At 68.4% G+C, this 23,143-nt stretch carries 20 protein-coding genes; 13 read left to right on the top strand and 7 right to left on the bottom strand.

The features are described 5' to 3' along the window. Window position 1: 1 nt before the first annotated feature. Both DWV11_RS16170 and DWV11_RS16165 read right to left on the bottom strand, forming a co-directional pair. Window positions 2–1,114 (bottom strand): NAD(P)H-dependent flavin oxidoreductase, encoded by a 1,113-nt coding sequence (locus tag DWV11_RS16170; RefSeq protein ID WP_115789945.1) that lies wholly within the window; start codon window positions 1,112–1,114, stop codon window positions 2–4. A gap of 5 nt (window positions 1,115–1,119) precedes the next feature. Beyond that, window positions 1,120–1,638 carry a DinB family protein gene (locus DWV11_RS16165; protein WP_115789944.1) on the bottom strand — a complete coding sequence of 173 codons (519 nt, stop codon included), beginning with the start codon at window positions 1,636–1,638 and terminating at the stop codon, window positions 1,120–1,122. Window positions 1,639–1,776: 138 nt separating this feature from the next. On the opposite strand from DWV11_RS16165, the gene DWV11_RS16160 reads away from it, so the two are divergent. Continuing rightward, window positions 1,777–2,172 (top strand): VOC family protein, encoded by a 396-nt coding sequence (locus DWV11_RS16160; protein ID WP_115789943.1) that lies wholly within the window; start codon window positions 1,777–1,779, stop codon window positions 2,170–2,172. On the opposite strand, the gene DWV11_RS16155 is transcribed toward DWV11_RS16160, so the two are convergent. Beyond that, the gene (locus DWV11_RS16155; RefSeq protein WP_115789942.1) at window positions 2,169–4,709 is read right to left on the bottom strand and encodes a DNA gyrase/topoisomerase IV subunit A; all 2,541 of its coding nucleotides are present in this window, start codon (window positions 4,707–4,709) and stop codon (window positions 2,169–2,171) included. The two genes, DWV11_RS16160 and DWV11_RS16155, sit on opposite strands and share 4 nt — an antisense overlap. Window positions 4,710–4,763: 54 nt before the next feature. Here DWV11_RS16155 and DWV11_RS16150 point away from each other — a divergent pair, with 54 nt between their 5' ends. Genes DWV11_RS16150 through DWV11_RS16135 form a run of 4 tightly spaced genes read left to right on the top strand, consistent with a single transcriptional unit; the run spans window position 4,764 to window position 10,208 of the window. Then, window positions 4,764–7,454, top strand: a complete 2,691-nt coding sequence (locus tag DWV11_RS16150; protein WP_115789941.1) for a bifunctional acetate--CoA ligase family protein/GNAT family N-acetyltransferase — start codon at window positions 4,764–4,766, stop codon at window positions 7,452–7,454. 45 nt (window positions 7,455–7,499) lie between these two features. Then, window positions 7,500–8,225 (top strand): DUF5998 family protein, encoded by a 726-nt coding sequence (locus DWV11_RS16145; RefSeq protein WP_115789940.1) that lies wholly within the window; start codon window positions 7,500–7,502, stop codon window positions 8,223–8,225. A 2-nt stretch (window positions 8,226–8,227) separates the two neighbouring features. Beyond that, complete coding sequence (locus DWV11_RS16140; protein WP_115789939.1) at window positions 8,228–9,481, top strand: alkaline phosphatase family protein; 1,254 nt, start codon at window positions 8,228–8,230, stop codon at window positions 9,479–9,481. After that, the gene (locus DWV11_RS16135; protein WP_115789938.1) at window positions 9,474–10,208 is read left to right on the top strand and encodes a thymidine kinase; all 735 of its coding nucleotides are present in this window, start codon (window positions 9,474–9,476) and stop codon (window positions 10,206–10,208) included. The genes DWV11_RS16140 and DWV11_RS16135 overlap by 8 nt, the downstream gene beginning before the upstream one ends. 4 nt (window positions 10,209–10,212) lie before the next feature. Here the strand turns inward: DWV11_RS16135 and sepH are convergent, their stop codons facing one another. After that, the gene (gene sepH, locus DWV11_RS16130) at window positions 10,213–11,712 is read right to left on the bottom strand and encodes a septation protein SepH (protein ID WP_342767753.1); all 1,500 of its coding nucleotides are present in this window, start codon (window positions 11,710–11,712) and stop codon (window positions 10,213–10,215) included. A gap of 156 nt (window positions 11,713–11,868) precedes the next feature. On the opposite strand from sepH, the gene DWV11_RS16125 reads away from it, so the two are divergent. After that, window positions 11,869–12,171, top strand: coding sequence for a DUF4193 domain-containing protein (locus DWV11_RS16125; RefSeq protein ID WP_115789937.1), 303 nt, complete (start codon window positions 11,869–11,871; stop codon window positions 12,169–12,171). Between the two features lie 41 nt (window positions 12,172–12,212). Here DWV11_RS16125 and DWV11_RS16120 read toward each other — a convergent pair whose 3' ends face one another. Next, window positions 12,213–12,698: a DUF3093 domain-containing protein gene (locus tag DWV11_RS16120; RefSeq protein WP_115789936.1), complete on the bottom strand. Its 486-nt coding sequence runs from the start codon at window positions 12,696–12,698 to the stop codon at window positions 12,213–12,215. 96 nt (window positions 12,699–12,794) lie between these two features. Between DWV11_RS16120 and dut the strand changes: the two genes are divergently transcribed. From dut to DWV11_RS16100, 4 genes are all read left to right on the top strand, one after another. Next, window positions 12,795–13,307, top strand: coding sequence for a dUTP diphosphatase (gene dut, locus DWV11_RS16115; protein ID WP_115789935.1), 513 nt, complete (start codon window positions 12,795–12,797; stop codon window positions 13,305–13,307). A 121-nt stretch (window positions 13,308–13,428) separates the two neighbouring features. Further along, window positions 13,429–14,166 carry a DUF3710 domain-containing protein gene (locus DWV11_RS16110; RefSeq protein WP_115789934.1) on the top strand — a complete coding sequence of 246 codons (738 nt, stop codon included), beginning with the start codon at window positions 13,429–13,431 and terminating at the stop codon, window positions 14,164–14,166. Further along, window positions 14,159–14,500 (top strand): hypothetical protein, encoded by a 342-nt coding sequence (locus DWV11_RS16105; protein ID WP_245953730.1) that lies wholly within the window; start codon window positions 14,159–14,161, stop codon window positions 14,498–14,500. Before DWV11_RS16110 ends, DWV11_RS16105 begins: the two co-directional genes overlap by 8 nt. Then, the gene (locus tag DWV11_RS16100; protein WP_115789933.1) at window positions 14,500–15,273 is read left to right on the top strand and encodes a DUF3159 domain-containing protein; all 774 of its coding nucleotides are present in this window, start codon (window positions 14,500–14,502) and stop codon (window positions 15,271–15,273) included. Before DWV11_RS16105 ends, DWV11_RS16100 begins: the two co-directional genes overlap by 1 nt. A gap of 11 nt (window positions 15,274–15,284) precedes the next feature. On the opposite strand, the gene DWV11_RS16095 is transcribed toward DWV11_RS16100, so the two are convergent. Together DWV11_RS16095 and DWV11_RS16090 are read right to left on the bottom strand one after the other, a co-directional pair. Continuing rightward, complete coding sequence (locus DWV11_RS16095; RefSeq protein WP_115789932.1) at window positions 15,285–16,010, bottom strand: potassium channel family protein; 726 nt, start codon at window positions 16,008–16,010, stop codon at window positions 15,285–15,287. Beyond that, window positions 16,007–16,681, bottom strand: a complete 675-nt coding sequence (locus DWV11_RS16090; RefSeq protein ID WP_115789931.1) for a potassium channel family protein — start codon at window positions 16,679–16,681, stop codon at window positions 16,007–16,009. The genes DWV11_RS16095 and DWV11_RS16090 overlap by 4 nt, the downstream gene beginning before the upstream one ends. A 98-nt stretch (window positions 16,682–16,779) precedes the next feature. Between DWV11_RS16090 and DWV11_RS16085 the strand changes: the two genes are divergently transcribed. From DWV11_RS16085 to acnA, 3 genes are all read left to right on the top strand, one after another. Next, window positions 16,780–18,756 (top strand): APC family permease, encoded by a 1,977-nt coding sequence (locus DWV11_RS16085; protein ID WP_115789930.1) that lies wholly within the window; start codon window positions 16,780–16,782, stop codon window positions 18,754–18,756. Next, the gene (locus tag DWV11_RS16080) at window positions 18,753–20,135 is read left to right on the top strand and encodes a class I SAM-dependent RNA methyltransferase (RefSeq protein WP_115789929.1); all 1,383 of its coding nucleotides are present in this window, start codon (window positions 18,753–18,755) and stop codon (window positions 20,133–20,135) included. The genes DWV11_RS16085 and DWV11_RS16080 overlap by 4 nt, the downstream gene beginning before the upstream one ends. Window positions 20,136–20,282: 147 nt before the next feature. Next, window positions 20,283–23,093 carry an aconitate hydratase AcnA gene (gene acnA, locus DWV11_RS16075; protein ID WP_115789928.1) on the top strand — a complete coding sequence of 937 codons (2,811 nt, stop codon included), beginning with the start codon at window positions 20,283–20,285 and terminating at the stop codon, window positions 23,091–23,093. The last annotated feature ends 50 nt before the right edge of the window (window positions 23,094–23,143 follow it).

Raw genomic sequence — 23,143 nt, 5'->3', positions numbered from 1 at the left:
GTCAGCGTCCTCCGAGCCGCCCGAGCACCTCATCGGCCCCCGCGATGATCCGCTCCACGAGGCGGCCGGCGTCGTACTCTCCGGCAGCGCCGATCAAGGGACCCGCCTGGCCGGCCCACAGCGACATCAGCCCTGTGTTGCCGAGCTTGCCGGCCTCCGGCCGGAACTTCCCGGTCAGCCAGTTCTGCACCGGGAAGGGCGCATGGGCGGCCGGGTCCGGCAGCTCCCTGATGATGCGGTTGGGAATGCCGCGGGCGAGCCTGCCGCTCAGGGCCCGGGTGAGGACGGTGTGCTTGGTGTCCGGGCCGCGGAGCACCTCGCGGTAGGCGGGCACAGCAGCGGACTGCTCCGTGGCAAGGAAAGCCGAACCGATCTGCACGGCATCCGCGCCGAGGCACAGAGCGGCGGCCAGGCCACGGCCGTCGGCGATCCCGCCGGCGGCGATGACCGGAACCGGGACGGCGTCGGCCACCTGCGGGACCAAGGCCATTGTCCCCACCAGGGATTCCTCGGCGGGACGCAGGAACGACACCCGGTGCCCGCCCGCTTCCATGCCGGTGGCCACCACCGCGTCCACCCCGCCGTCGGCCAACGCCACCGCCTCTTCTGCCGTGGTGGCGGTCCCGACGACGGCGACTCCGTTGCGGTGGGCGGCCTCCACGACCTCGGGCGAGGGCACGCCGAAGACGAAGCTGAGCACCGCAGGCTTCGTTTCAATGGCCGCGGCGATCTGCTCCTCCACGTCGGGCAGCCATGAGGTGGGCATCTCCGGAAGCCCGAGTCCGAGCTCGTCGAAATACGGGCGCAGCACCTCGCGCCAGGCCGCGAACTGTGCGGCATCCGGCCGGGGTTCCTCCTCGCCGGGAACCGGGAGCCACAGGTTCAAGGCGAAAGGCCCCGGCGTGGCCGCCCTCAGGGCCTCGGCCGTGGCCCTGATGCGGTGGGGCTCGTAGCCGTACAGACCGAAGGAGCCAAGCCCCCCGGCGTTGCTGACGGTGGCGGCGAGCTCCACCGAGGAGACGCCGCCGAACGGTCCCAGCACGATCGGCAACCGGGTACCGAACAGCCGGGTGGCGGGGGTGTCTGTCCAGCTTCCCGACTCGCTGCGGGCCATGCCGCTCAGCCCTTCACGTCGTGCAGGTGATGGACGACGTCGTGCATGAAATAGCGCGAGAAGGTGAGCACCGTGAACCCGGAACCGTTGCTGCGGGTCCCCGTGCGGGCCCATTGCCCTTCCGTGACGCCGGCGAAGGATGCCGCCACACGCCGGCCCTCGACCTCGAGTTCCCCGACTACCGTGCCCGGGTCTGCAGTGGCATAGCCGCCGTCGATGGCTGCCTGGTCCTGGTCCCAGTTGGCGAAACGGGCACCGTCCTGGTCCAGCATGAGGTGCAACCGCTGGTCGAAGAGGCTGAAGACGTCCCGCACGTGGCAGGCGTACTCCAACGGGGACCAGGTGCTGTCATCCGGGCGGACCGCCGCATCGGAGCGCTCGAGCACGGTCCGCCAGCGTGGCAGCATGTCCAGCACCTCGCCGGACACCGTTGCGGGGTTCACCGTGGCGGGCTCGAAACCGCACTCCGGGCAGGGCTTGTGGAGGACCCAGGTCCAGTCTTTGTCATCGGGAATGATCGGCATCCGGCCAGTCTAAGGCCCTGCGCGGAACACCGGCGGTCAGCTCCCGGAAGGCCCGGCAGAAGGGCCCCGGAAGCCCCTTCCATCCGGCCGCGCCAGGAGTAGAGTGGCCCCCGGGGGTGGGCTTGGAAAGGAATTGCCATGCTAAAGAATCTCAGCGTCGCGGCCGTGCTTCCCGCCAGCGACATCAACCGGGCCCGTGAGTTCTACCGGGACAAGCTCGGACTCGAACCGGACAACCCGGACGCCAGCGACAACCTGATGTACAGGTGCGGCAACGGCACCGGCTTCCTGCTGTACCAGACACCCAACGCCGGCACCGCGAAGAACACCCAGATGGGTTGGGTCACCGACGACCTCGACGCCGAAATGGACGATCTGCGGTCCCGCGGCGTGGTCTTCGAGGACTACGACCTGCCCGGGTTGAAGACCGAGAACGGAGTCGCCACGATGCCTGACGGCGAACGCGGCGGCTGGTTCCTTGATACGGAAGGAAACATCCTCAGCATCAATTCGATGCCAACCATGGGCACTTAACCTGCGCTTGCGGTTGGTTCTCCTGCCCATGCCATGCTGGCGCCGATTGCGTCCACTGGTTGGGACAGGGGGACGCCGGAGCCGTCGCGCCTGCCGTGTTCCTGCGGCAGGGCGCGCGCCACGCCGGCGGCGGAGGACGCCTTCGCGGGGCCATGACCGGCCCAGGCGAGCAGCAAGGTGTCCTCGCCCTTGAGGAAGCGGTGGGCGCGGACGCCGCCGGTGGCGCGGCCCTTCGCCGGATACTCCTCGAACGCGGTCACCTTCGCAGTTCCCGGGGCCGTGCCCGGCAGGGCGCCGTTGCTTCCGGCGATCGTGACGACGACGGCGGCGGGATCGTCTGCGCGGACCGTGCCGAAGTGGATCACTTCGTCGCCCGCGGCCAGCTTGATGCCGGCCATGCCGCCGGCGGTGCGGCCTTGCGGGCGCACCGTGGAAGCAGCGAAGCGCAGGAGCTGGGCCTGCCGGGTCAGGAAGACCAGTTCGGTGGTGTCCTCGGCTGCGGCCTCGGCAGCGATCACGCGGTCCTTGTCCTTGAGCGCGATGATGTCGAAGTCCTCGCGGTTCAGCGGGTAGTCCGGCTGGACGCGCTTCACCACGCCCTGGGCGGTACCGAGGGCCAGCACGGCGTCCAGCGGAACGAACGCCACCAGGGTTTCGCCCTTGAGCAGGGTGATGAAGTCCTTGGCTGGCACGCCGCCGGCAAGGTTCGGCAGCCCGGCCACCGGGGGCAGCGCCGGCATGTCCATGACCTGGACGCGCAGCATCCGGCCCTGCGAGGTGACCGCGCCGATTTCCCCGCGGGCCGTGGTCTTCACGACGGAACGGAACACGTCGTGCCTGGTGCGCGGGCCGGCCTCGGCCAGCGGGTCCTGGTTTACGGTGCGGGCGACCTGCCCGGACGCCGTCAGGATCGCCCAGCAGGGGTCGTCCGGGATTTCCAGTGGCAGGGCCGCGGCCTTGCCCTTGGGCCCGGGAGCAGCGGCAGCAAGGGCGGCCGCAACAGTGGGTGAGACAGCTTCGGATTCGAGCAGCACCGTGCGGCGCGGGGTGCCGTACTTGGCGGCGATCTCGGCGAGCTCACCGGAGACGAGTTCGCGCAGCAGGGTGTCCGAACCGAGGATCGCTTCGAGCTCGGCGATCTCACGCCGGAGTTCTTCCTGTTCCTTTTCCAGTTCGATCCGGGAGTACTTGGTGAGCTGGCGCAGGCGCAGTTCCAGGATGTAGTTCGCCTGGATCTCGGAGAGGTCGTAGATGGACATCAGCCGGTCGCGGGCGGCGGCGGCTTCGTCCGAGGAGCGGATGATCTGGATGACCTCGTCGATGTCCACGATCGCGATGAGGAGGCCCTCCACCAGGTGCAGGCGGTCTTTCTTCTTGCCTAGCCGGAAAGCGGTGCGGCGGCGCACCACGGAGAGCCGGTGGTCCACGTAGACCTGCAGCAGCGGCAGCAGGCCGAGGGTCTGCGGCTGGCCCTCCACCAGTGCCACGTTGTTGATGCCGAAGGAGTCTTCCATCGGGGTGAAACGGTAGAGCTGCTGGAGGACGGCGTTCGGGTTGAAGCCGTTCTTGAGCTCGATCACCAGGCGCAGGCCATGCTGGCGGTCGGTGAGGTCGACGACGTCGCTGATGCCGGTGAGCTTCTTGCCGTTGACGGCGTCCTTGATCTTTTCGATGACCTTTTCGGGACCCACCATGTACGGCAGCTCGGTCACCACCAGGCCGGTGCGGCGGGCAGTCAGCTGTTCGATCTCCACCTTGGCGCGGGTCTTGAAGGTGCCGCGGCCCGTCGCATAGGCGTCGCGGATGCCGTCCAGGCCCACGATCCGCCCGCCGGTGGGCAGGTCAGGTCCGGGGACGAACTGCATGATGTCCTCGAGCGTGGCCTCCGGGTTGGCGATGAGGTGCCGGGCGGCTGCGATCACTTCCACGAGGTTGTGCGGGGCCATGTTGGTGGCCATGCCGACGGCGATGCCGGTGGTGCCGTTGACCAGCAGGTTGGGGAACGCTGCCGGCAGGACATCCGGCTGGGTCAGCTGGTTGTCGTAGTTGGGGATGAAGTCCACCACGTCTTCATCGAGGTGGTCGGTCATGGTCAGGGCCGCCGCGGCGAGCCTGGCCTCGGTGTAACGGGGGGCGGCCGGGCCGTCGTCGAGCGAGCCGAAGTTGCCGTGCCCGTCGATCAGCGGCAGGCGCAGCGAGAAGTCCTGGGCCATGCGCACCATGGCGTCGTAGATGGCGGCATCGCCGTGTGGGTGCAGCTTGCCCATTACCTCGCCCACCACGCGGGCGCTCTTGACGTGGCCGCGGTCCGGCCGCAGGCCCATGTCGCTCATCATGTAGAGGATGCGGCGCTGGACGGGCTTGAGGCCGTCCCGGGCGTCGGGCAGGGCCCGGGAATAGATCACCGAGTAGGCGTACTCCAGGAAGGAGCCTTCCATTTCGGACGTCACGTCGATGTCGATGATGTTTTCGGTGTAGTCACCGCTGTCCGCAGCTGCTGCTGCTTTGGCGCGGGAAGGACTTTGGCTGCGTGCCATGGAGCGGGCGGATCCTTAAAGGGTGTACTGCGGGAGATTAGCTACGCTAAGCCTATGGTGGATGAGCCCGGCACCGGCGTATATCCGGAATATTGGGAGGCCGATGTCGTCCTGCGCGACGGCGGGATCGCGCACCTGAGGCCCATTTCTCCCGCCGATGCGGACGCCGTCCAGGCTTTCCACGCCGGCCAGTCCCAGGCCTCCATCTACCTGCGCTTCTTCAGCTACAAGGCCAGGCTCTCCAGCAAGGAACTGCGCCGCTTCACCGAAGTGGACCACGTGAACCGGGTGGCCTTCGTGATCACCATCGGCGGCACGATCGTCGGGATCGGCCGCTACGACCGCCTCGATGATCCGGCTGAGGCGGAGGTCGCATTCAACATCGCGGATTCGCAGCAGGGCAGGGGGATCGGCTCGATCCTGCTCGAACACCTGGCCGCCGCGGCCCGCGAAAACGGGATCCACCGCTTCACCGCCGAGGTCCTGCCGGAGAACAGCAAGATGCTGCGCGTCTTCGCCGACGCCGGGTACCGGCTGTCCCGGCACTTCGACGACGGCGTCGTGAGCGTCGCGTTCAACATCGACCCCACGCGCGAATCCCTCGCCGTGATGGAGTCACGCGAGCACCGCGCCGAGGCGCGCAGCGTGCGGGACCTGCTGGCGCCGTCGTCGATTGCTGTCCTCGGGGCCAGCCGCAAGTGGGGGAGCCTCGGCTACCAATTGCTCGAACACATCATCGAGGGGGGTTTCAGCGGGCCCGTGTACGCGGTGAACCCGGAAGCCTTCGAACTCGCCGGCATGAAGTCCTACGCCCGGATCGCCGAGCTGCCCGGGCCCGTGCAACTGGCCGTCATTGCCGTTCCGGTCGAGGAAGTGCCGAAGGTGGTGGACGAATGCGCGGCCGCCGGTGTCACCGGACTGGTGGTGGCCACCGCCGGATATGCCGACGACGGCGACCGCGGCCTGCAGCGCCAGCAGGCACTCGTGCGCCAGGCCCGCTCGCACGGGATGCGGGTGATCGGGCCTGAGTCCCTCGGCATCATCAACACGCACCCGGCGGTGTCGCTGAACGCTTCGATGGCGCCGGCGATGCCGCGGCCCGGCCGGCTCGGCCTGTTCACCCAGTCGGCGGCGATCGGGGTGTCGGTCTACGCCTCCGCCGTCCGCCGGGGCCTGGGCCTGTCCTCGTTCCTCTCCGCAGGCAACCGCGCGGACGTCTCCGGCAACGACATGATGCAGTTCTGGGAGGACGATCCCGGCACCGCCGCCGTCGGCCTCTACCTGGAATCCATGGGCAACCCGCGCAAGTTTTCCCGGCTGGCCCGCCGCCTGGCCCGCGGCAAGGCCGTGATCGTGGCCAAGTCGGACCTCACCGGGCTCAGCCTGCCGCCGGGGCACGTCGGCCGGACCACCATGGCCCCGCCCTCCGCCCTCGATGCCATGATGCGCCAGTCCGGGGTCATCTCCGTGGAGACCGTCGAACAGCTCATGGATGTGGCCCAGATCGTGTCCAGCCAGCCCCTCCCGCAAGGCCCCGGGCTCGCGGTGGTCAGCAACTCCGCCGCACTGGGCAAGGTGGTGGCCGACTCCGCCGGCCACCACGGGCTCCGCGTGGAACGGCTCCTGAGCGGCGTGGACCTGGACTCCGGGGCTTCCGTTTCGCTGGACCGCCTGCGCCGGCAACTCCAGGAGACCCTCGCCGACGACGCCGTCCACTCCCTCATGGTTGCGATGATCCCGGCGCGCAGCGCCTCCACCGAGGACATCGCGAAAGTGCTGGCCGAATGCGCCGCCGGGGCGGGCAAGCCCGTGGTCGCAGCGTTCGGCGGGGTGCTGGATCCGGCCGCGCGGCTGGACGGGCTGCTGCCCGCGGACGCGGCCGACGCCGGCGTGCCATGCTATTCCAGCCCCGGCAACGCGGTGGCGGCGCTGTCCGCCGTCGTCGGCTATTCCGCCTGGCTCGGCAGGGACCAGGGCCTCCTGGTCGAACCGGAGGGCTGCGATCCGGACGGCACCCGGGAGGACCTGGAACGCCTGCTCGCCCCGGTCCACGGCGAGCAGCTGCTCCGCCTGGACGCGGACGACGCCGCCTCGCTGCTGGCCCGCTACGGCCTGGCGGTGGAACCGTCCGCGGTCTTCGAGCACGATGACGACGCCGTCGCCGCCGCCGGGCGGCTGGGCTGGCCAGTGGTGCTCAAGACCACGGAGCCGGCGCTCCGCCATCGCATCGACCTCGGCGGGGTCCGGCTGGACATCGAGGACGCCGACTCGCTGCGCCGCAACATCGCCCAGATGCGGCGGGCCCTGGCACCGTTCGGGTCACCGGCCCTGGAAGTCCAGGCAATGGCCCCGGTGGGTCAGGCGTGCACCTTCCGAGCCATCGAGGATCCCCTGCTCGGCCCGGTGGTCTCCTTCGGCCTGGCCGGGGACGCCGTGAACCTCCTCGACGACTGGGCCCACCGGGTGCCGCCGCTTTCCGCCACGGACGTCCACGACTTCATCCGCTCGCCGCGCGCCTCCCTGAAGCTGTTCGGCTACCAGGGGCTGCCCGCCGTCGACGTCGCCGGCCTGGAAGACCTCGCCGCCCGGCTGGCGCTGCTGAAGGACAAGCACCCGGAGATCGCCCTGGTGGAGTTCAACCCGGTCCTCGCCGGCCCGGAGGGTGCCCGGATCCTGGCGGCCGAAGTGTGGATCGGCAACGCCGGGCAGCGTACCGACAGCGCCCGCCGGGCGATGCGCCGCTGAACGGCGTGGTTAGGCAGCCCGCAGGGGATCTGTGAAAATGGGGTCATGAGCTCGAAGTCCCCGATGTCCTCTTCCGGCCCGGCCGCGGCCGGGCATAACGCGGCACATAACCACAGCACGCAGGGGCAAAGCCTTGAACAGGCCCTCCAGCGGGCCGGTTTCTACCCGGTGCTGGTTGCCGATGTCGTGGATGACGCGTTGGACGGCCGCGACTGCCTGGCCCATCTTGTCCACTTGGAGACCCACTTCGACCGGGCTGAGGTCCGGCGGCACATCACGGTGCTGGTCCTCACCGAGGACATGCTGGTCATCACCCATGTGGACGACCAGCAGCTTGACGACGCCGGCGAACAGATCGTCGCCCAGATTTCCACCGAATCGGTCCCCGTAGCGCAGATCCGCTCGGTGGTGCTGAGCTACATGTACGCCCAGCCCCAGAACTACAAGCCCAGCGATCCCGTGCGCGAGCTCACCCTGTCCATCGCCTGGTCCGGCGGACAGCGGCTCGACGTCGGCCCCGCCAGCTGCGGCGACCCGCAATGCGAGGCCGACCACGGCTACACGGGCACGATCAGCCAGGAAGACATCGTCCTGCGGATCAGCTCCGAAGCCGACGGCCCCCGCGCCGTGCATGACGCCAAGGTGTTCGCCCGGGCACTGCGGGCCGTCAACACCGGAACCCCCGCCCCGCAGGCCCACGCCCCCATCCCGGCGCCCCGGACCCGTTCGGGCGTGTTCGGCAACCGCCTGAGCCGCGGACACCAGCGCTGAACATGGAGTTCCCAGTGCAGCCGGCCGGGTCCGGACATTCCGCGGTGCCCGTCGCTTCGATCGAACAGACCCTTTCGCCGGACGACCTCCCGGCAGCGCCGTTGTACGGCAGGCAGTCCATCGCCGAGGTCTTCACCAGCGCCGCCGCGAGCCTCGGCCTGCCCGGCTTCGAGAACACCCTGCACCTGCCGCCGGCGCAGCGCGTCTGCGTGGTCCTCGCCGACGGCCTGGGCCGCAACCTGTTGAAGAAGAAGGCAGCACACACCCCGTTCCTGCGCTCCGCAGCAGCGGCAGGCCAGGGCCGCGTCCCGGTGTGGCTCGACGCCGCGTTCCCGTCCACCACGGCCTCCTCCCTGGCCAGCCTCGGCACCGGGCGGACTCCGGGTGAACACGGGATGGTCGGCTACGACGTCCTGGACCCCGCGCAGGACAAGGTGGTGAACCTGCTGGGCAACTGGGACGCCAAGGTGGATCCGCTGCAATGGCAGCCGTTCCCGTCGGTGTTCGAACGGGCCGCCGGCGAGCTGGACGTCGTCACCGTCAGCCTCCCGCAGTTCGGGCAGTCGCCCATGACCAGGGCGGCCCTGCGCGGCAGCCGCTTCCTGGGCGGCAACTCCCTGCACGCCCGCACTGCGCTCGCCGCCGAGGCGATGGCCACCGGAACCCGTTCACTGATGTACTTCTATGTCAACGAACTGGACAAGGCGGGCCACCGCTACGGCTGTGCCTCCGAACGCTGGGAGCACCAGCTTGAGGAGCTCGACTCCACGGTCAAACGGCTCTCCGCTTCCCTGCCGGCCGGAACCACCATCCTCCTCACCGGTGACCACGGCATGGTGGACGTACCCGAATCCCAGCGCCTCGACTATTCGGCCGAGCCCGCGCTGGTGGCAGGCGTGCGGCACACGGCGGGCGAGCCGCGCATGGTGCACCTGTACCTCGAACCCGATGCCGGAGAAGGGGCCCGTGATGCGCTCCTGGATGCCTGGCGCCGCCGCTTCGGCGAACGGATCTGGGCATTCACGCGCGAGCAGGGACTCGCCGCCGGGCTGTTCGGCAGCCTCCGCCCCGACGTGGCGCCGCGGATCGGCGATGTGATGATCGCCGCCCGCGACACCCTGGCCCTCTACGACACCCGCAGGGTCCGCCCGCAGGCACTGGAAGTGGTGGGGCAGCATGGTTCCCTGACCAAACCCGAACGCGAAGTGCCGCTGCTCTGCTTCCCGGCAGCCGGATCGAAGCGCCGGCGTGGCTGAACTGGTCTTCTTCTCCGGAACCATGGACTGTGGCAAGTCCACCCTCGCCCTGCAGATGGACTACAACCACCGGGCCCGCGGCCGCGGCGGGATCCGCTTCAGCCGTAACGACCGCGCGGGGGAGTCGGTCATCTCGAGCCGCCTCGGCTTGCGCAGCGACGCCGTCGAAGTCACCGATGGAACCGACTTCTGGGAGGAGACCGCACGACGCCGGACCGGTGGACTGCGTGTCGACTACCTGATCTGCGACGAGGCACAGTTCTACTCACCGGGTCAGGTGGAGCAGCTGGCCCGCCTGGTGGACGAAATGGAGGTGGACGTCTTCGCCTTCGGCATCACGACGGACTTCCGGGCCCGGCTCTTCCCGGGCTCGCAGCGCCTGGTGGAATTGGCGGACAGGATCGAGGTCCTGCAGGTCCAGGCCCTGTGCTGGTGCGGCCGGCGTGCGACCCACAACGCCCGGACGGTGGACGGCATCATGGTGGTCACTGGCGAGCAGGTGGTGGTGGGCGACGTCGCCCCCGACGGCGGGAACCCGGACGCAAGCGCCGGACAACACGGGAGCGGAAACCCGGTGGTCGGCTATGAAACCCTGTGCCGCCGCCACTACATGCGCAGGGTCACCGCGCATGCGGCCGACCTCATGGCAGGACGCGAGGAATCACTGCCGTTCGAGCTGGACGCGTGCCTCTGGCAGGGATCCAGCGGGCAGGGAAGCCAAGGGTAGGGCCCTAGTCGCCGCGGGTGCCGAAGACGATGTCGTCCCAGCTCGGCACGCTTGAACGCTTCGGCCGGCTGTGCTGCCGCTCTGCTGGCTGGGCGTCTTTTTCTTCGTCCTTGGCCGCCGCGTTGTCAGCTTTGTTGCTGGCGGCGTCCGGGGAGGCCTGGCGGTTCCACGGGCTCAGCGGGGCCCGGCGGCGCCGGGGTTCCTCGCTCTGCCGCCGGGACGCGCCGCCCAGCAGCTCATCGAGCCCGGCACGGTGCCTGCTCTCGCTCCGCTCCTCCCCGGCAAGCTCGTCGGTTCCCTCGGCGGCTGCTTCGGCGACGTCGGAGGCGTCTGCCGCATCGTCGTCCTTGGCCGTCCCCCGGGTGTTCCCGAGTGCCCGCAACTGGGCCGGAACGACGGTGATCTCGCGGGTATCGGTGCTGACGCCGTCGTGCAGGTGGAGGGGACCATCGTCCGCCTGCTCGGGCCGGTCCGCGTCGGCCGGTTTCGGGGATGCCGGATTGAGGGATGCCGGATTGAGGGATGCAAGGCTCAGCCGGGCCACGGGGCGGCCAGTGTCCGCCTCGTCGGACGACGCGTCGTCGGTGTCGGCGGTGTCCGGTTCTTCGGCCCGCGGGTGCGCGGCCGGAACGCCGCCGCTCAACAGCAGGGCCAGGGCGTCGTCGCCGTCCTCATCAATGCCCAGGCGCTGGCCGCGGCGCAAGCGCAGCATGTCCAGCAGGCCGTCGGCATCCGGGCCGGACGAGCCGGCGCTTTCGTCCGCGTCCGCCTCGAAGTCGAAGGGCCGGTCCGCGACGGCGGAGAGGCGGCGGGTGGGAAGCGGGCCGTCCAGCGGCTCAAGTTCGCTGAGCTGCTGCGCCCAGCGGTTGGCGTTCTGCAGGGTCTTGCGGCCCGGCGTGAAGGTCCACATCGCCGGGGGTTCCTCGCCGATGCTGGCGGGCGCACCGGGGTTGGGCTCGAAACGGGCCACCACCGTCCACGTCCCGTCGGTGCGGCGCCAGGAGTCCCATTCAACGGTCGAGGGGTCGATGCCGTGGGCGGAGAGGCGGTGCGACACCATGTCGTCCAGGCTCGCCGGAGCGTCGCCGAACGCGGCCCGGTAGGGATCGTGGCCGGGGGAAGGGGAAGCGACTTCCACTTTGCGGGCCTGCTGGGCGATGTATTCGCGCTCGGCCAGCACCGGTCCTTCGTACCGCTGGACATTGGCCAGGGGAAGCCCGGAGAGTTCGGCTATCTCGGCGGCGCTCGCTCCGGAGCGGATGCGGGCCTGGATGTCGCGCGGAGACATGGCAATGGGGGCGATGGAGGCGCGGGCAGCCACCTGGGCGGGGGTGCGGCTGGCAGCTGCGCGCAGGGCCTCGTCGATGGGCAGCCGGAACGTTTCGCCGCCGCTTCCGCTCAGCAGGAGATGTCCGCCGTCGTCATGGACGCCAACAAGCCGTAGTTCCCGCATCAAATCCTCCACCATGGCCTTTTCCGACAGTCGAAACTCTGCCACCAGCATGGGGCAATTCCTACTAGGGCAAAGGGCGCGCCGCGAATTTCCGTGATTTCCGCACCCCGGCGGGACGGCGGGCACAAAAGCACACGCCGCTGCGTTACATATCTAGGCCAGGGGAGCGGCCCCCGGCCGGACGCGCTAGGCAGCAAAGAAGGGACCATGGCAACGGATTACGATGCCCCTCGGAAGGTCGACGACGAAGCGGGCGAGGACTCCATCGAAGAGCTCAAGACCCGTCGGACGGAGAAGTCATCGTCCGCGGCGGTCGACCTTGACGAAAGCGATCTGGCCGACGCTTTCGAACTACCCGGCGCCGATCTGTCGAACGAGGAACTGCAGGTCCAGGTCCTCCCCGCCCAGGCCGACGAGTTCACCTGCGCCAATTGTTTCCTCGTGAAGCACCGTTCCCAGATTGCCCGGGAAAGGGACGGAAAGCTGTACTGCCTGGAGTGCGAAAGCTGAGGGACGGGCCCGGACGAGCAAACCCGGCCCGGGAACCCGGATCAGGACGACAAGGCCTTCAGCAGTTCCTCCGGGCGACGGGTCGAGGTCAGCCAGTAGGGGGTGCGGTCCTGCGGGTCGGTCACGGGAATCCGCACCACCGGATCGATCCAGCCGCGGATGCACAGGAACGCCAGGCCGTTGAGCCGGGTGCCGCGTTCGGCCGTGGCCTCTTCCTTCCGGAAAGCCTCCGCCGGGCCCAGCAGGCTGCGCGGGATGCTCGCCCGGCCTACCTGCAGGGTGTCCGTGCGGACCACGATGCTCGGCGTGGACAGCAGCAGCAGGACCACCATGATTGCGGCCAGCACCACCGCGGCGATGATTCCCGCCAGGATGCTGATTGGAGCAAGGACCAGGATGCCGGCGCCGGACAGCCCGAGGACGATCAGCCAGATCCACACCGAGGGCCACAGCTTTTCCGTGAACAGGACATCCGCTCCGTTCTGGGGGCGGCCGGGCACGGGGGAGGACGGAGTCGCTTCAGGCATGGCTCCAGCTTATCCCTCCGTCCACGCACCGCCGGACTCCACATACCGCCGGACCCGGGCGCGGGAGGCCAGCCGCGGAGGCTAGAATGAGGCATTGTGAGCCAGGAGTCCGCAGTCATCAGCCCAGCAGAAGCCCCCGCCGAATACGGCGCCCCGACCCTCCGGGTCGAGCTGAAAATGCTCGACGCCGGGCTGGAGGTACCGTCGTACGCGCACCCGGGGGACGCCGGGGCGGACCTGCGGGCCCGCGAAGACGTCACCCTGGCACCCGGGGAACGGAAGCTGGTGCCCACCGGTGTCTCCATCGGCTTGCCGAACGGTTATGTCGCGCTGATCCACCCGCGGTCCGGGCTTGCCACCAAGCACGGACTCACCGTCGTCAACGCCCCCGGGACCGTCGACGCCGGGTACCGCGGTGAAATCGCCGTGACCCTGCTGAATACGGATCTGGTGCATCCGATCGAACTCAAACGCGGCGACAGGATCGCCCAGATGGTGATCCAGCGCGTCGAATACGCCGGCTTCGTCCAGGTGGACGAGCTTTCCGAAACCGTGCGCGGCGAGGGCGGCTTCGGTTCCACCGGCGGCTTCTCGACCGCACAAGCCTGACAAGCTGCAAGCCTGGAGCCGTTCCGCCGCATCCGGCAGCCCCGGGTGATCCGGACCAGGACATCCCGCGTCCATCCGGGCGGTTTACCGGGGGATAGACCACAACAAAGGAGAGAACCCAATGTTTTTTGGGCGCGGTAAGAAGTCCAAGGCCGTCCAGCCGGAGACTGCGGAGCAGGACACGGTTGACGCCGGGCCGGCCGACGGCGACGCCGCAGAAGGTGTCAGGTCGAAAGGCGATTTCCGTGTGGCCAAGGGACCCTGGGATGCCGCCGAAATCGACAGCCAGGATGGCTACCTCGATCTTGGCGCCCTGCTGATCCAGCCCGTCGAGGGACTCCAGCTCCGGCTGGAGGTCGAAGAGGCAAGCCAGCGGGTGGTCGCCGTGACCATGGACCTGGAAGGTTCCAGCCTGCAGCTGCAGGCGTTTGCCGCTCCGCGCTCCGAGGGCCTGTGGGACGAGATCCGTGAACAGATCGCCGAATCCGTTGCCAGCCAGGGCGGGGAGACCGAGGAGATTCCCGGCACCTTCGGTCCTGAACTCGTCGCGAAGCTGCCCAGCGAAACCGCACAGGGCCCGCAGGGTTTCCGTGCCGCCCGCTTCATGGGCGTGGATGGTCCGCGTTGGTTCCTCCGCGGCGTCATCGGCGGGCCCGCCGCACTCGAGCGCGAGTCCGCCGCCGGGCTCGAGGACCTCTTCCGGCGGGTCGTCGTCGTCCGTGGCGAGAACCCCATGCCGCCGCGTGAACTGCTGCAGCTCCGCCTGCCCAAGGATGCCGCCGTCGCCGGCCAGAACGGTGCGCCCGCGCCCGGGCTGGCCCGGCCCGAACGCGGCCCGGAGATCACAGAGATTGGTTGACGGGCAGGTCCGGGGCAGCCTCCCCGGCGAACCGCACGAGATCAGCGACCTTCCGGCCCGGGGGCGCGTCAGCTGCACCGGATTCATCGAATCGGTAACGTACCCGCCCGCCAGCGAGAGGGCCCAGTTCTCGGCGATCGTGGTCGAAAACATCACCCACGGCGGGGTTGCCGCCTCGCCCGCCCGCCTGCGGGTGGTCTGGCTCGGCCGCCGCAAGGTGCCGGGGCTGGAGCCGGGCGCCAAGCTCCACTTTGAAGGCATGGTCACGGAGCGCGACGGACTGCCCACCATGTTCAACCCCCGCTACGAAATCCTTACCCGGCAGGAGCGCTGATGACCGCCGCCAACGGTACCGAACCGGACAAGAACGGTTCCCCCGAAGCCGCAACCGACCCGGAACCCGCAACCGGCACGGACGACGTGCACGGGAAGGACGCGGGGCCGGGCATTGCCGCCCTGGCCGCGGGTTACGCGGAGAAGGCCGGACTGCAGCGGAACAAGCACGGCCACATCGATCTGCTCAAGTCCGCCGGCGGCATCCAGGGCATCGCCGAAAGCATCTTCCCCGGCCTGGTCTTCCTGGTGGCTTTCACCATCACCCGCGATCTCACGGTCTCGCTGGTCGCTGCCCTTGCCTCCGCCGCGATCTTCACGGTGGTCCGGCTGGTGCAGAAGCGCCCCCTGACGCAGGCGCTGGCCGGAATTGCCGGTGTCGCGATTTCCGCCTGGCTGGCCAACACCAGCGGGAAGGCGGAGGACTTCTACGTCCTGGGCTTCTACACCAACGTCGCCTACATCGCCGGCATGCTGCTGTCGATCGTGCTGAAGTGGCCTATCGCCGGGCTGCTGTTCGGCCTGGTGCGGAGCGAGGGCCTGGAATGGCGCAAGGACCCTGAACGGCTGCGCGCCTACAGCATCGGAACCTGGGTGGTGATCGGCGTGCTGGTGCTCCGGCTGGTAGTCCAGGTGCCGCTCTACCTGCAGGGTGAACCGGGCTTGGCGGCGCTGGCCACGATGCGCCTCATCATGGGCGCGCCGCTGTACATCCTTGGCCTGTGGGTGGCCTGGCTGCTGAGCCGGCCCGCGGGAAGCCGGCCGGCCCGGTAACTGGCTTTTTCTTAGCCGTCGAAGCCGTCGTCGTCCGCCTGGTCCGGAAGCTCTTCTTCGGGCGTTTCGTCGCCTTCGGCGGACGGCGACAGGAGAGCCCGCAGCCCGTCTTCCGCGGCGATGGTGGTGACGAAGAAGAGCTCGTCGCCGCCGTCGATCACATCATCCCGGCTCGGGGTGATGGGGGCGTGGTCGCGCAGGATCGCCACCAGCGTGGAATCCTCCGGCCAGTCGGTGCCGCCCACCGTGCTGCCAATGATGTGCGAATCGTGCGGCACGGTGAATTCGACCAGCGAGGACACGCCGGTCTGCAGGGTCAGCAACCGCACCAGGTCGCCGATTTCCACGGCCTCTTCCACGAGCGCGGTCATGAGCTGCGGGGTGTTCACTGCAACGTCCACTCCCCATGAATCGTTGAACATCCAGTCGTTCTTGGGGTTGTTGACCCGGCCCACGGTGCGTCCGACGCCGAACTCGGTCTTCGCCAGCAGGGAAACCACCAGGTTGACCTTGTCGTCACCGCTGGCGGAAACCACGACGTCGGCCTCCTCCAGTTTCGCCTCCTGCAGGGTGCTCAGTTCGCAGGCGTCGCCCACGAGCCAGCGCGCCCCGCGCAGGCCGCTGCGCCCGATGACCTCGGGCTTGAGGTCGATCAGCAGGATTTCGTGGTTGTGGGCCAGCAGTTCGCGGGCGATGGACGATCCCACGCTGCCTGCGCCGACAATGACGACTTTCACTCGGACTCCTTCGCGGGAACGCTGGCCAGGATGCGCTGCACTTCGTCGCTGCGCCCGATTTCGAGCATCACGTGCACGGTGTCGCCTTCCTGGTACGAAGTGCCCGGGCCGGGCAGGATGCCTTCGCCGAAGCGGGTCAGGAAAGCCACACGGGTGCCGGAGGCGGCTTCGATGGCGCCGACCGGGTGCCCGATCCATTGCTCGTGCAGGTCGACTTCGGCCAGGACCAGGCGCCCCGAAGGCTCCCGGTAGTCCCCGGCGAGGTGCTGTTCGGGGAGGATGCGGCGCAGCACCTGGTCCGCGCTCCAGCGCACGGCAGCCACAGTGGGAATGCCGAGGCGCTGGTAGATCTCGGCCCGGCCGGGATCGTAGATACGGGCAACGACGTGGGCCACATGGAACGTCTCGCGGGCCACGCGGGTGGCCAGGATGTTCGAGTTGTCACCGCTGGAAACAGCGGCGAAAGCGTAGGCCTCATCGCAGCCAGCCTGCTTCAGGGTGTCCCGGTCGAAGCCCACACCGGTGACCTTCCGGCCGGTGAAACCGCTGCGGAGGCGCCGGAACGCCCGGTCGTCCTGGTCGATGATGGCCACCGAGTGGCCGGAGTCCTCAAGGGTGTGGGCCAAGGTGGCGCCGACCCTCCCGCAACCCATGATCACGAAGTGAGCCACGCTCTCTCCTTCAACTTGTGCCTGTCGCTGCGTAAGACTCTACCGGGGCAGATGTCGTGTGCCATGACATCGCCCCTGATTGCGAGTAACGTGGCCGGGTGCTGACTATTTTCAACGCGGTGAAACGGGTTCTGGTGGGGCGGCCCTTCCGGAACGACCGCTTGTCCCACACCCTGTTGCCGAAGCGCATCGCGCTGCCGATCTTCGCCTCCGATGCGTTGTCCTCCGTGGCCTACGCGCCGGACGAAATCCTCCTCACCCTGGCCCTGGCCGGGGTGAGCGCGGTATCCATCTCACCGCTCGTCGGCCTGGCCGTCATGGTGGTGTTGCTCACAGTCGTGGCGTCCTACCGGCAGAACGTGCATGCCTATCCGTCCGGCGGCGGCGACTACGAGATCGCCAACGTCAACCTCGGCAAATACGCCGGACTGACCGTCGCCTCGGCGCTGCTGGTGGACTATGTCCTCACCGTGGCGGTGTCGATGTCCTCGGCGGCGACCTACCTGACGACGGCAGTGCCGTCCATGCACGGCCAGCAGGCGCTGATCGCCACGGTCGGCGTCATCATCCTGGCGCTGGTCAACCTGCGTGGCATCAAGGAAGCAGGAACGGTCTTCGCGGTCCCCACCTACATCTTCATGTTCTCGATCCTGGGCATGACCGCCGTCGGCATCTTCCAGGCGGTGACCGGGCAGCTCGGGCAGGCGCCGTCCGCGGCGTTCACCATCGTCCCGGAGCCCGGTTTCGACGAAGGCCTCGTCGGCCTGGCCGGCGCCTTCCTGCTGCTGCGGGCCTTCTCCTCGGGCGCCGCGGCCCTCACCGGTGTCGAAGCCATCAGCAACGGCGTGCCCAACTTCCGGAAGCCCAAGAGCAAGAACGCCGCCACTACCTTGCTGATGCTCGGCGTCATCGCCTCCGCCATGCTCGCCGGCATCATCTACCTGGCCAACGCCACCAAGGTGCACATCGTCCTGGACCCGGCCACGGAGTTCCTGCTGAACGGGCTGCCCCTCCCGGACGACTACATCCAGAACCCTGCGATCAGCCAGATCGCCCAGACCATCTTCGGTCCGGGCTCCATTCCCTTCTATATCGTGGTGGCCGCCACCGGCATCATCCTCGTGTTCGCCTCCAACACGGCGTTCAACGGCTTCCCCGTGCTCGGCTCCATCCTGGCCCAGGACGGCTACCTGCCGCGCCAGCTCCGCACCAGGGGTGACCGCCTCGCGTACAGCAACGGCGTGCTCGCCCTGGCCGCCGGGGCGCTCGTGCTCATCCTGTCCTTCAATGCCGACGTCACGCGCCTGATCCAGCTCTACATCGTGGGGGTGTTCATCTCATTCACGATGAGCCAGCTGGGCATGATCCGGCACTGGGGCCGGGAACTGAAGCTCGCGCGCGACAAGGCCGTGCGGCGCCGCGTGCTCAAGTCACGCACCATCAACATGGTGGGCTTCGGCATGACCGCCCTGGTGTTGACGATCGTGCTCATCACCAAGTTCGAACAGGGCGCCTGGTTGGCCCTGCTGGCGATGTTCGTGCTGTTCCTGATTATGTGGAGCATCCGCGCCCACTACGACAACGTGGCCAAGGAACTGGCTGTGGACGAGGACTCCTCGCCGCGCGCCCTGCCCACCCGGGTGCACGCGATCCTGCTGGTCTCGCATGTCCGCAAACCCGTGCTCCGCGCGCTGGCCTACGCCCGGGCCTCCCGGCCGTCACGGCTCGACGCCATCATCGTGGACATCGACCCGGACGAGACCGCGCACACCGTGGCCGACTGGGACAAGCTGGACATCCCGGTGCCGTTGACGGTGCTCGCGAGCCCGTACCGCGAAACCGTGACGCCCATCCTGTCCTACGTCAAGAACATGCGCCGGGATTCCCCGCGGGACCTGATCGTGGTCTACATCCCCGAATACGTGGTGGGCAAATGGTGGGAACAGTTGGTGCACAACCAGACGGCCCTGCGCATCAAGGCGCGGCTCCACTTTGAACCCGGCGTCATGGTGGCCAGCGTCCCGTGGCAGCTCAAATCCTCCGAAGAAGCAAAGGCACTGCAGGACACCCTATGACGCAACACCAGCTTTCCCGTCCAGGCCGCCCAAGCGACGCGGCCCCGCGCGAACTGGTGCTCGACGTCGGGCCGGTCGCCCACGGCGGGCATTTTGTCGCCCGCCACGAAGGGCGGGTGGTCTTCGTCCGGCACGGCATCCCGGGTGAGAAGGTCCGGGTGCGGCTCACCGAGGCCGAGGACGGTTCGCGTTTCTGGCGTGCCGACGTCGTCGAGGTCCTGGAAGCCTCTGACGACCGGCGGCGGCATTTCTGGCAGCAGGCTGATTCCGCCGCTGCCTGGCGCAAGGGTGGTCCGCCGGTGGGCGGCGCCGAGTTCGGGCATATCAGCCTGGAACGCCAGCGGCAGCTGAAGTCCGCGGTCCTGACCGAGCAGCTGAAGCGCCTCGCCGGCCTGGACCTTCAGGTCGAGGTGGAGGCCGCCGGCCAGGTCCCGGCCGGCAACAGCGAAGAGCACGACGGCGGCGGGCTGGCCTGGCGCACCCGTGCCGGCTTTGCCGTGACCCCCGACGGCCGGCTCGGCATGCACGCCCACCGCTCCGACGTCGTGGTCCCCGTCCGCGAGATGCCGCTCGCCGTCCAGGCGATCAACGACCTCAAACTGTGGGAGCTCGACCTGCGCGGCATCACCCGTATCGAGGTCGCGGCCCCGGCCAACGGCTCCCGCCCCCTGGTGCTGCTCGCACCCGGAGACGACGACGACCCCAAGCGGCTGGGCAGGATCCTCGCCCGGTTGCCGCAGGACGTCTCGGTGGCGCGTTTTGATCCGGCCAAGGGTGACGTGCTGCAGTTGCGCGGACGCACCTGGGTCCAGGAGACCGCCGCCGGGCACGAGTACCGGGTCACCGGCGAAGGCTTCTGGCAAATCCACAAGGACGCCCCGGATACCTTGGTGGACGCCGTCCGCGGTTTCCTGCACGACGGCGGCTACCTCCTTCCCGGCTCGGCCGTCGCCGACCTCTACGCCGGGGCGGGGCTGTTCACCGCCCCGCTGGCGGACGCCGTCGGAATCACCGGATCGGTGCTGTCCGTGGAAGGCTCCCCGGGCACCAGCAGGGACGCCCGCAAGAACCTGCACGGCGAAGGCCATGTCGAGATCGTGCAGGGGCGGGTGGAACGCGTGCTGCGGAACCGTCCGCGTCGTTTCGACGCGCTCGTCATCGACCCGCCGCGGGCCGGCGCGGGCAAGGCCGTGGTCCGGCAGCTCATGGATTCGGGCCCCCGGGCCATCGCGTACGTGTCGTGCGATCCGGCCTCGTTTGCCCGGGACCTGGGCTACTTCCACGCGGGCGGCTGGAAACTCGGGGGCCTGCGGGCCTTCGACCTGTACCCGCACACCCACCACCTGGAAACGGTGGCATTGCTGGTGCCCGACGCCTAGCCGACACTACGATGGGGCCATAGTCGTCCCATGTCGCGTCCTTGGCCATGGCAGGCCTCGATGCCCGGCGCTTGAATTAGGTTTACCTAACTAGATAGCGCTGACCCGCGCGACAAAGATGAAAGCTGTTGCGAGAGGAGTCCTGCCATGAGCACTGTGGACAGCTTCGGTTCCAAAGGCGTACTGAATGTAGCCGGCACCGATTATGAAATTTTCCGGTTGAACTCCGTTGAAGGCGCAGACAGCCTTCCGTTCAGCCTCAAGGTATTGCTTGAAAACCTCCTGCGGACCGAGGATGGCGCCAATATTACGGCCGACCACGTCCGCGCCCTGGCCGGCTGGGACCCCAACGCGGAGCCCGACACCGAGATCCAGTTCACCCCCGCCCGTGTCATCATGCAGGACTTCACCGGCGTCCCCTGTGTCGTGGACCTGGCCACCATGCGTGAAGCCGTCAAGGACCTCGGCGGCGACCCCAAGCGCGTGAACCCGCTGGCACCGGCCGAAATGGTCATCGACCACTCCGTCCAGATCGACGTCTTCGGCAACGCCGGCGCCCTCGAGCGCAACATGGAAATCGAATACCAGCGCAACGGTGAGCGCTACCAGTTCCTGCGCTGGGGCCAGACCGCATTCGACGACTTCAAAGTCGTACCGCCGGGAACCGGCATCGTGCACCAGGTCAACATCGAATACCTGGCCCGCACCATCATGACCCGCGAAGTGGACGGCGTCCTGCGCGCCTACCCCGACACCTGCGTCGGTACCGACTCGCACACCACCATGGTCAACGGCCTGGGCGTGCTGGGTTGGGGCGTCGGCGGCATCGAAGCCGAAGCCGCAATGCTCGGCCAGCCGGTCTCCATGCTCATCCCGCGCGTCGTGGGCTTCAAGCTCAACGGCAGCATCCCGGCCGGTGCCACCGCCACCGACGTCGTCCTGACCATCACCGAAATGCTGCGCAAGCACGGAGTGGTGGGCAAGTTCGTCGAGTTCTACGGCGAAGGCGTTGCCGCCGTGCCGCTGGCAAACCGCGCCACCATCGGCAACATGAGCCCGGAATTCGGTTCCACCGCCGCCATGTTCCCGATCGACGACGTCACCCTGGACTACCTGCGCCTCACCGGCCGCTCCGAGGAAAACGTCGCCCTGGTGGAGGCATACACCAAGGAGCAGGGCCTCTGGCACGATCCTTCCCGCGAACTGCGCTTCTCCGAATACCTCGAGCTGGACCTCTCCACCGTGGTCCCGTCCATCTCCGGCCCGAAGCGTCCCCAGGACCGCATCGAGCTTTCGGACGCCAAGGAGCAGTTCCGCAAGGACATCCACAACTACGTCAACATCGCCGACGGCAGCGTGGACGAGTCGCTGGCCGAGTCCTTCCCGGCTTCGGACGCACCGTCGTTCACGCACGCTGACGCCCACACCACGGAAACCGCCCGTGTGGAGTCCGCTGCCAACGGTTCCCACGGCCGCCCGTCCTCGCCGGTGCACGTGAAGACCGCTGACGGCCGCGAGTTCGAACTGGACCATGGTGCGGTGTCGATCGCCTCGATCACCTCCTGCACCAACACCTCCAACCCCTCGGTGATGCTCGCCGCAGCGCTGCTGGCCCGCAACGCCGTGAACAAGGGCCTTGCCGCCAAGCCGTGGGTCAAGACCTCCGTGGCCCCGGGCTCGAAGGTCGTCACCGACTACTACGAGAAGTCCGGCCTCACCCCGTACCTGGAGAAGCTCGGCTTCTACATCGTGGGCTACGGCTGCGCCACCTGCATCGGCAACTCCGGCCCGCTGGAGCCGGAAATCTCCGAGGCCGTCCAAGCCAACGACCTCTCGGTCACGGCTGTCCTCTCGGGCAACCGCAACTTCGAAGGCCGCATCAACCCGGACGTCAAGATGAACTACCTGGCCTCCCCGCCGCTGGTCATCGCCTACGCCCTGGCCGGTACCATGGACTTCGACTTCGAGACCGACGCCCTGGGCACCGACTCCGAAGGCAACAAGGTCTTCCTCAAGGACATCTGGCCGAACCCCACCGAGGTCCAGGAAGTCATCGACTCCTCGATCGACGAGGGCATGTTCGCCAAGGGCTACGAAGGCGTCTTCGACGGTGACGAGCGCTGGAAGGCACTCGACACCCCGGCCGGCGACACCTTCGCCTGGGCCGAGGACTCCACCTACGTCCGCAAGCCCCCGTACTTTGAGGGCATGAAGGCGCAGCCGGACCCCGTCCAGGACATCCAGGGCGCCCGCGTTCTGCTGAAGCTGGGCGACTCGGTCACCACCGACCACATCTCCCCGGCCGGTTCCTTCAAGTCGGACACCCCGGCCGGCCAGTACCTGCTGGCCAACGGCGTGGAGCGCAAGGACTTCAACTCCTACGGTTCCCGCCGCGGCAACCACGAAGTCATGATCCGCGGCACCTTCGCGAACATCCGCATCAAGAACCAGCTGCTCGACGGCGTCGAGGGCGGGTTCACGAAGGACTTCACCCAGGAAGGCGCCCCCCAGGCCTACGTCTACGACGCCGCCCAGAACTACCAGGCAGCCGGCACTCCGCTGGTGATCCTGGCAGGCAAGGAATACGGCTCCGGCTCCTCCCGTGACTGGGCTGCCAAGGGCACCGCGCTGCTGGGCGTCAAGGCTGTCATCGCCGAAAGCTACGAGCGCATCCACCGCTCCAACCTGATCGGCATGGGCGTCCTGCCGCTGCAGTTCCCGGCCGGCGAATCCGCTGGAACCCTGGGCCTGACCGGCAACGAGACCTTCTCCGTTGCTGGTGTCACCGAGCTGAACAACGGCACCACGCCCAAGACGCTCAAGGTGACCGCCACGGCCGAGGACGGCAGCTCCAAGTCCTTTGACGCCGTGCTGCGCATCGACACCCCCGGCGAAGCGGACTACTACCGCAACGGCGGCATCCTGCAGTACGTGCTGCGGCAAATCTCGGCGAACTAGTACGAAAAGCACGACGACGGCGGCCCTGGCCGGTCTTCTGACCGGCCAGG

Source organism: Arthrobacter silvisoli (assembly GCF_003369445.1).
GTDB classification, from domain to species: Bacteria; Actinomycetota; Actinomycetes; order Actinomycetales; family Micrococcaceae; genus Arthrobacter; species Arthrobacter silvisoli.
The sequence above is the reverse complement of the archived record's forward strand: the minus strand, read 5'-3'. Positions and strand labels throughout refer to the sequence as shown.

Excerpts from the sequence above, each read along its gene's own strand:
- DWV11_RS16080 (WP_115789929.1), top strand. The coding sequence starts at position 18,753 with ATGACGCAACACCAGCTTTCCCGTCCAGGCCGCCCAAGCGACGCGGCC.
- DWV11_RS16140 (WP_115789939.1), top strand. The coding sequence starts at position 8,228 with ATGGAGTTCCCAGTGCAGCCGGCCGGGTCCGGACATTCCGCGGTGCCC.
- DWV11_RS16110 (WP_115789934.1), top strand. The coding sequence starts at position 13,429 with ATGTTTTTTGGGCGCGGTAAGAAGTCCAAGGCCGTCCAGCCGGAGACT.
- DWV11_RS16100 (WP_115789933.1), top strand. The coding sequence starts at position 14,500 with ATGACCGCCGCCAACGGTACCGAACCGGACAAGAACGGTTCCCCCGAA.
- DWV11_RS16165 (WP_115789944.1), bottom strand. The coding sequence starts at position 1,638 with ATGCCGATCATTCCCGATGACAAAGACTGGACCTGGGTCCTCCACAAG.
- sepH (WP_342767753.1), bottom strand. The coding sequence starts at position 11,712 with ATGCTGGTGGCAGAGTTTCGACTGTCGGAAAAGGCCATGGTGGAGGAT.
- DWV11_RS16160 (WP_115789943.1), top strand. The coding sequence starts at position 1,777 with ATGCTAAAGAATCTCAGCGTCGCGGCCGTGCTTCCCGCCAGCGACATC.
- DWV11_RS16150 (WP_115789941.1), top strand. The coding sequence starts at position 4,764 with ATGGTGGATGAGCCCGGCACCGGCGTATATCCGGAATATTGGGAGGCC.
- DWV11_RS16125 (WP_115789937.1), top strand. The coding sequence starts at position 11,869 with ATGGCAACGGATTACGATGCCCCTCGGAAGGTCGACGACGAAGCGGGC.
- acnA (WP_115789928.1), top strand. The coding sequence starts at position 20,283 with ATGAGCACTGTGGACAGCTTCGGTTCCAAAGGCGTACTGAATGTAGCC.
- DWV11_RS16145 (WP_115789940.1), top strand. The coding sequence starts at position 7,500 with ATGAGCTCGAAGTCCCCGATGTCCTCTTCCGGCCCGGCCGCGGCCGGG.
- DWV11_RS16120 (WP_115789936.1), bottom strand. The coding sequence starts at position 12,698 with ATGCCTGAAGCGACTCCGTCCTCCCCCGTGCCCGGCCGCCCCCAGAAC.
- DWV11_RS16170 (WP_115789945.1), bottom strand. The coding sequence starts at position 1,114 with ATGGCCCGCAGCGAGTCGGGAAGCTGGACAGACACCCCCGCCACCCGG.
- DWV11_RS16155 (WP_115789942.1), bottom strand. The coding sequence starts at position 4,709 with ATGGCACGCAGCCAAAGTCCTTCCCGCGCCAAAGCAGCAGCAGCTGCG.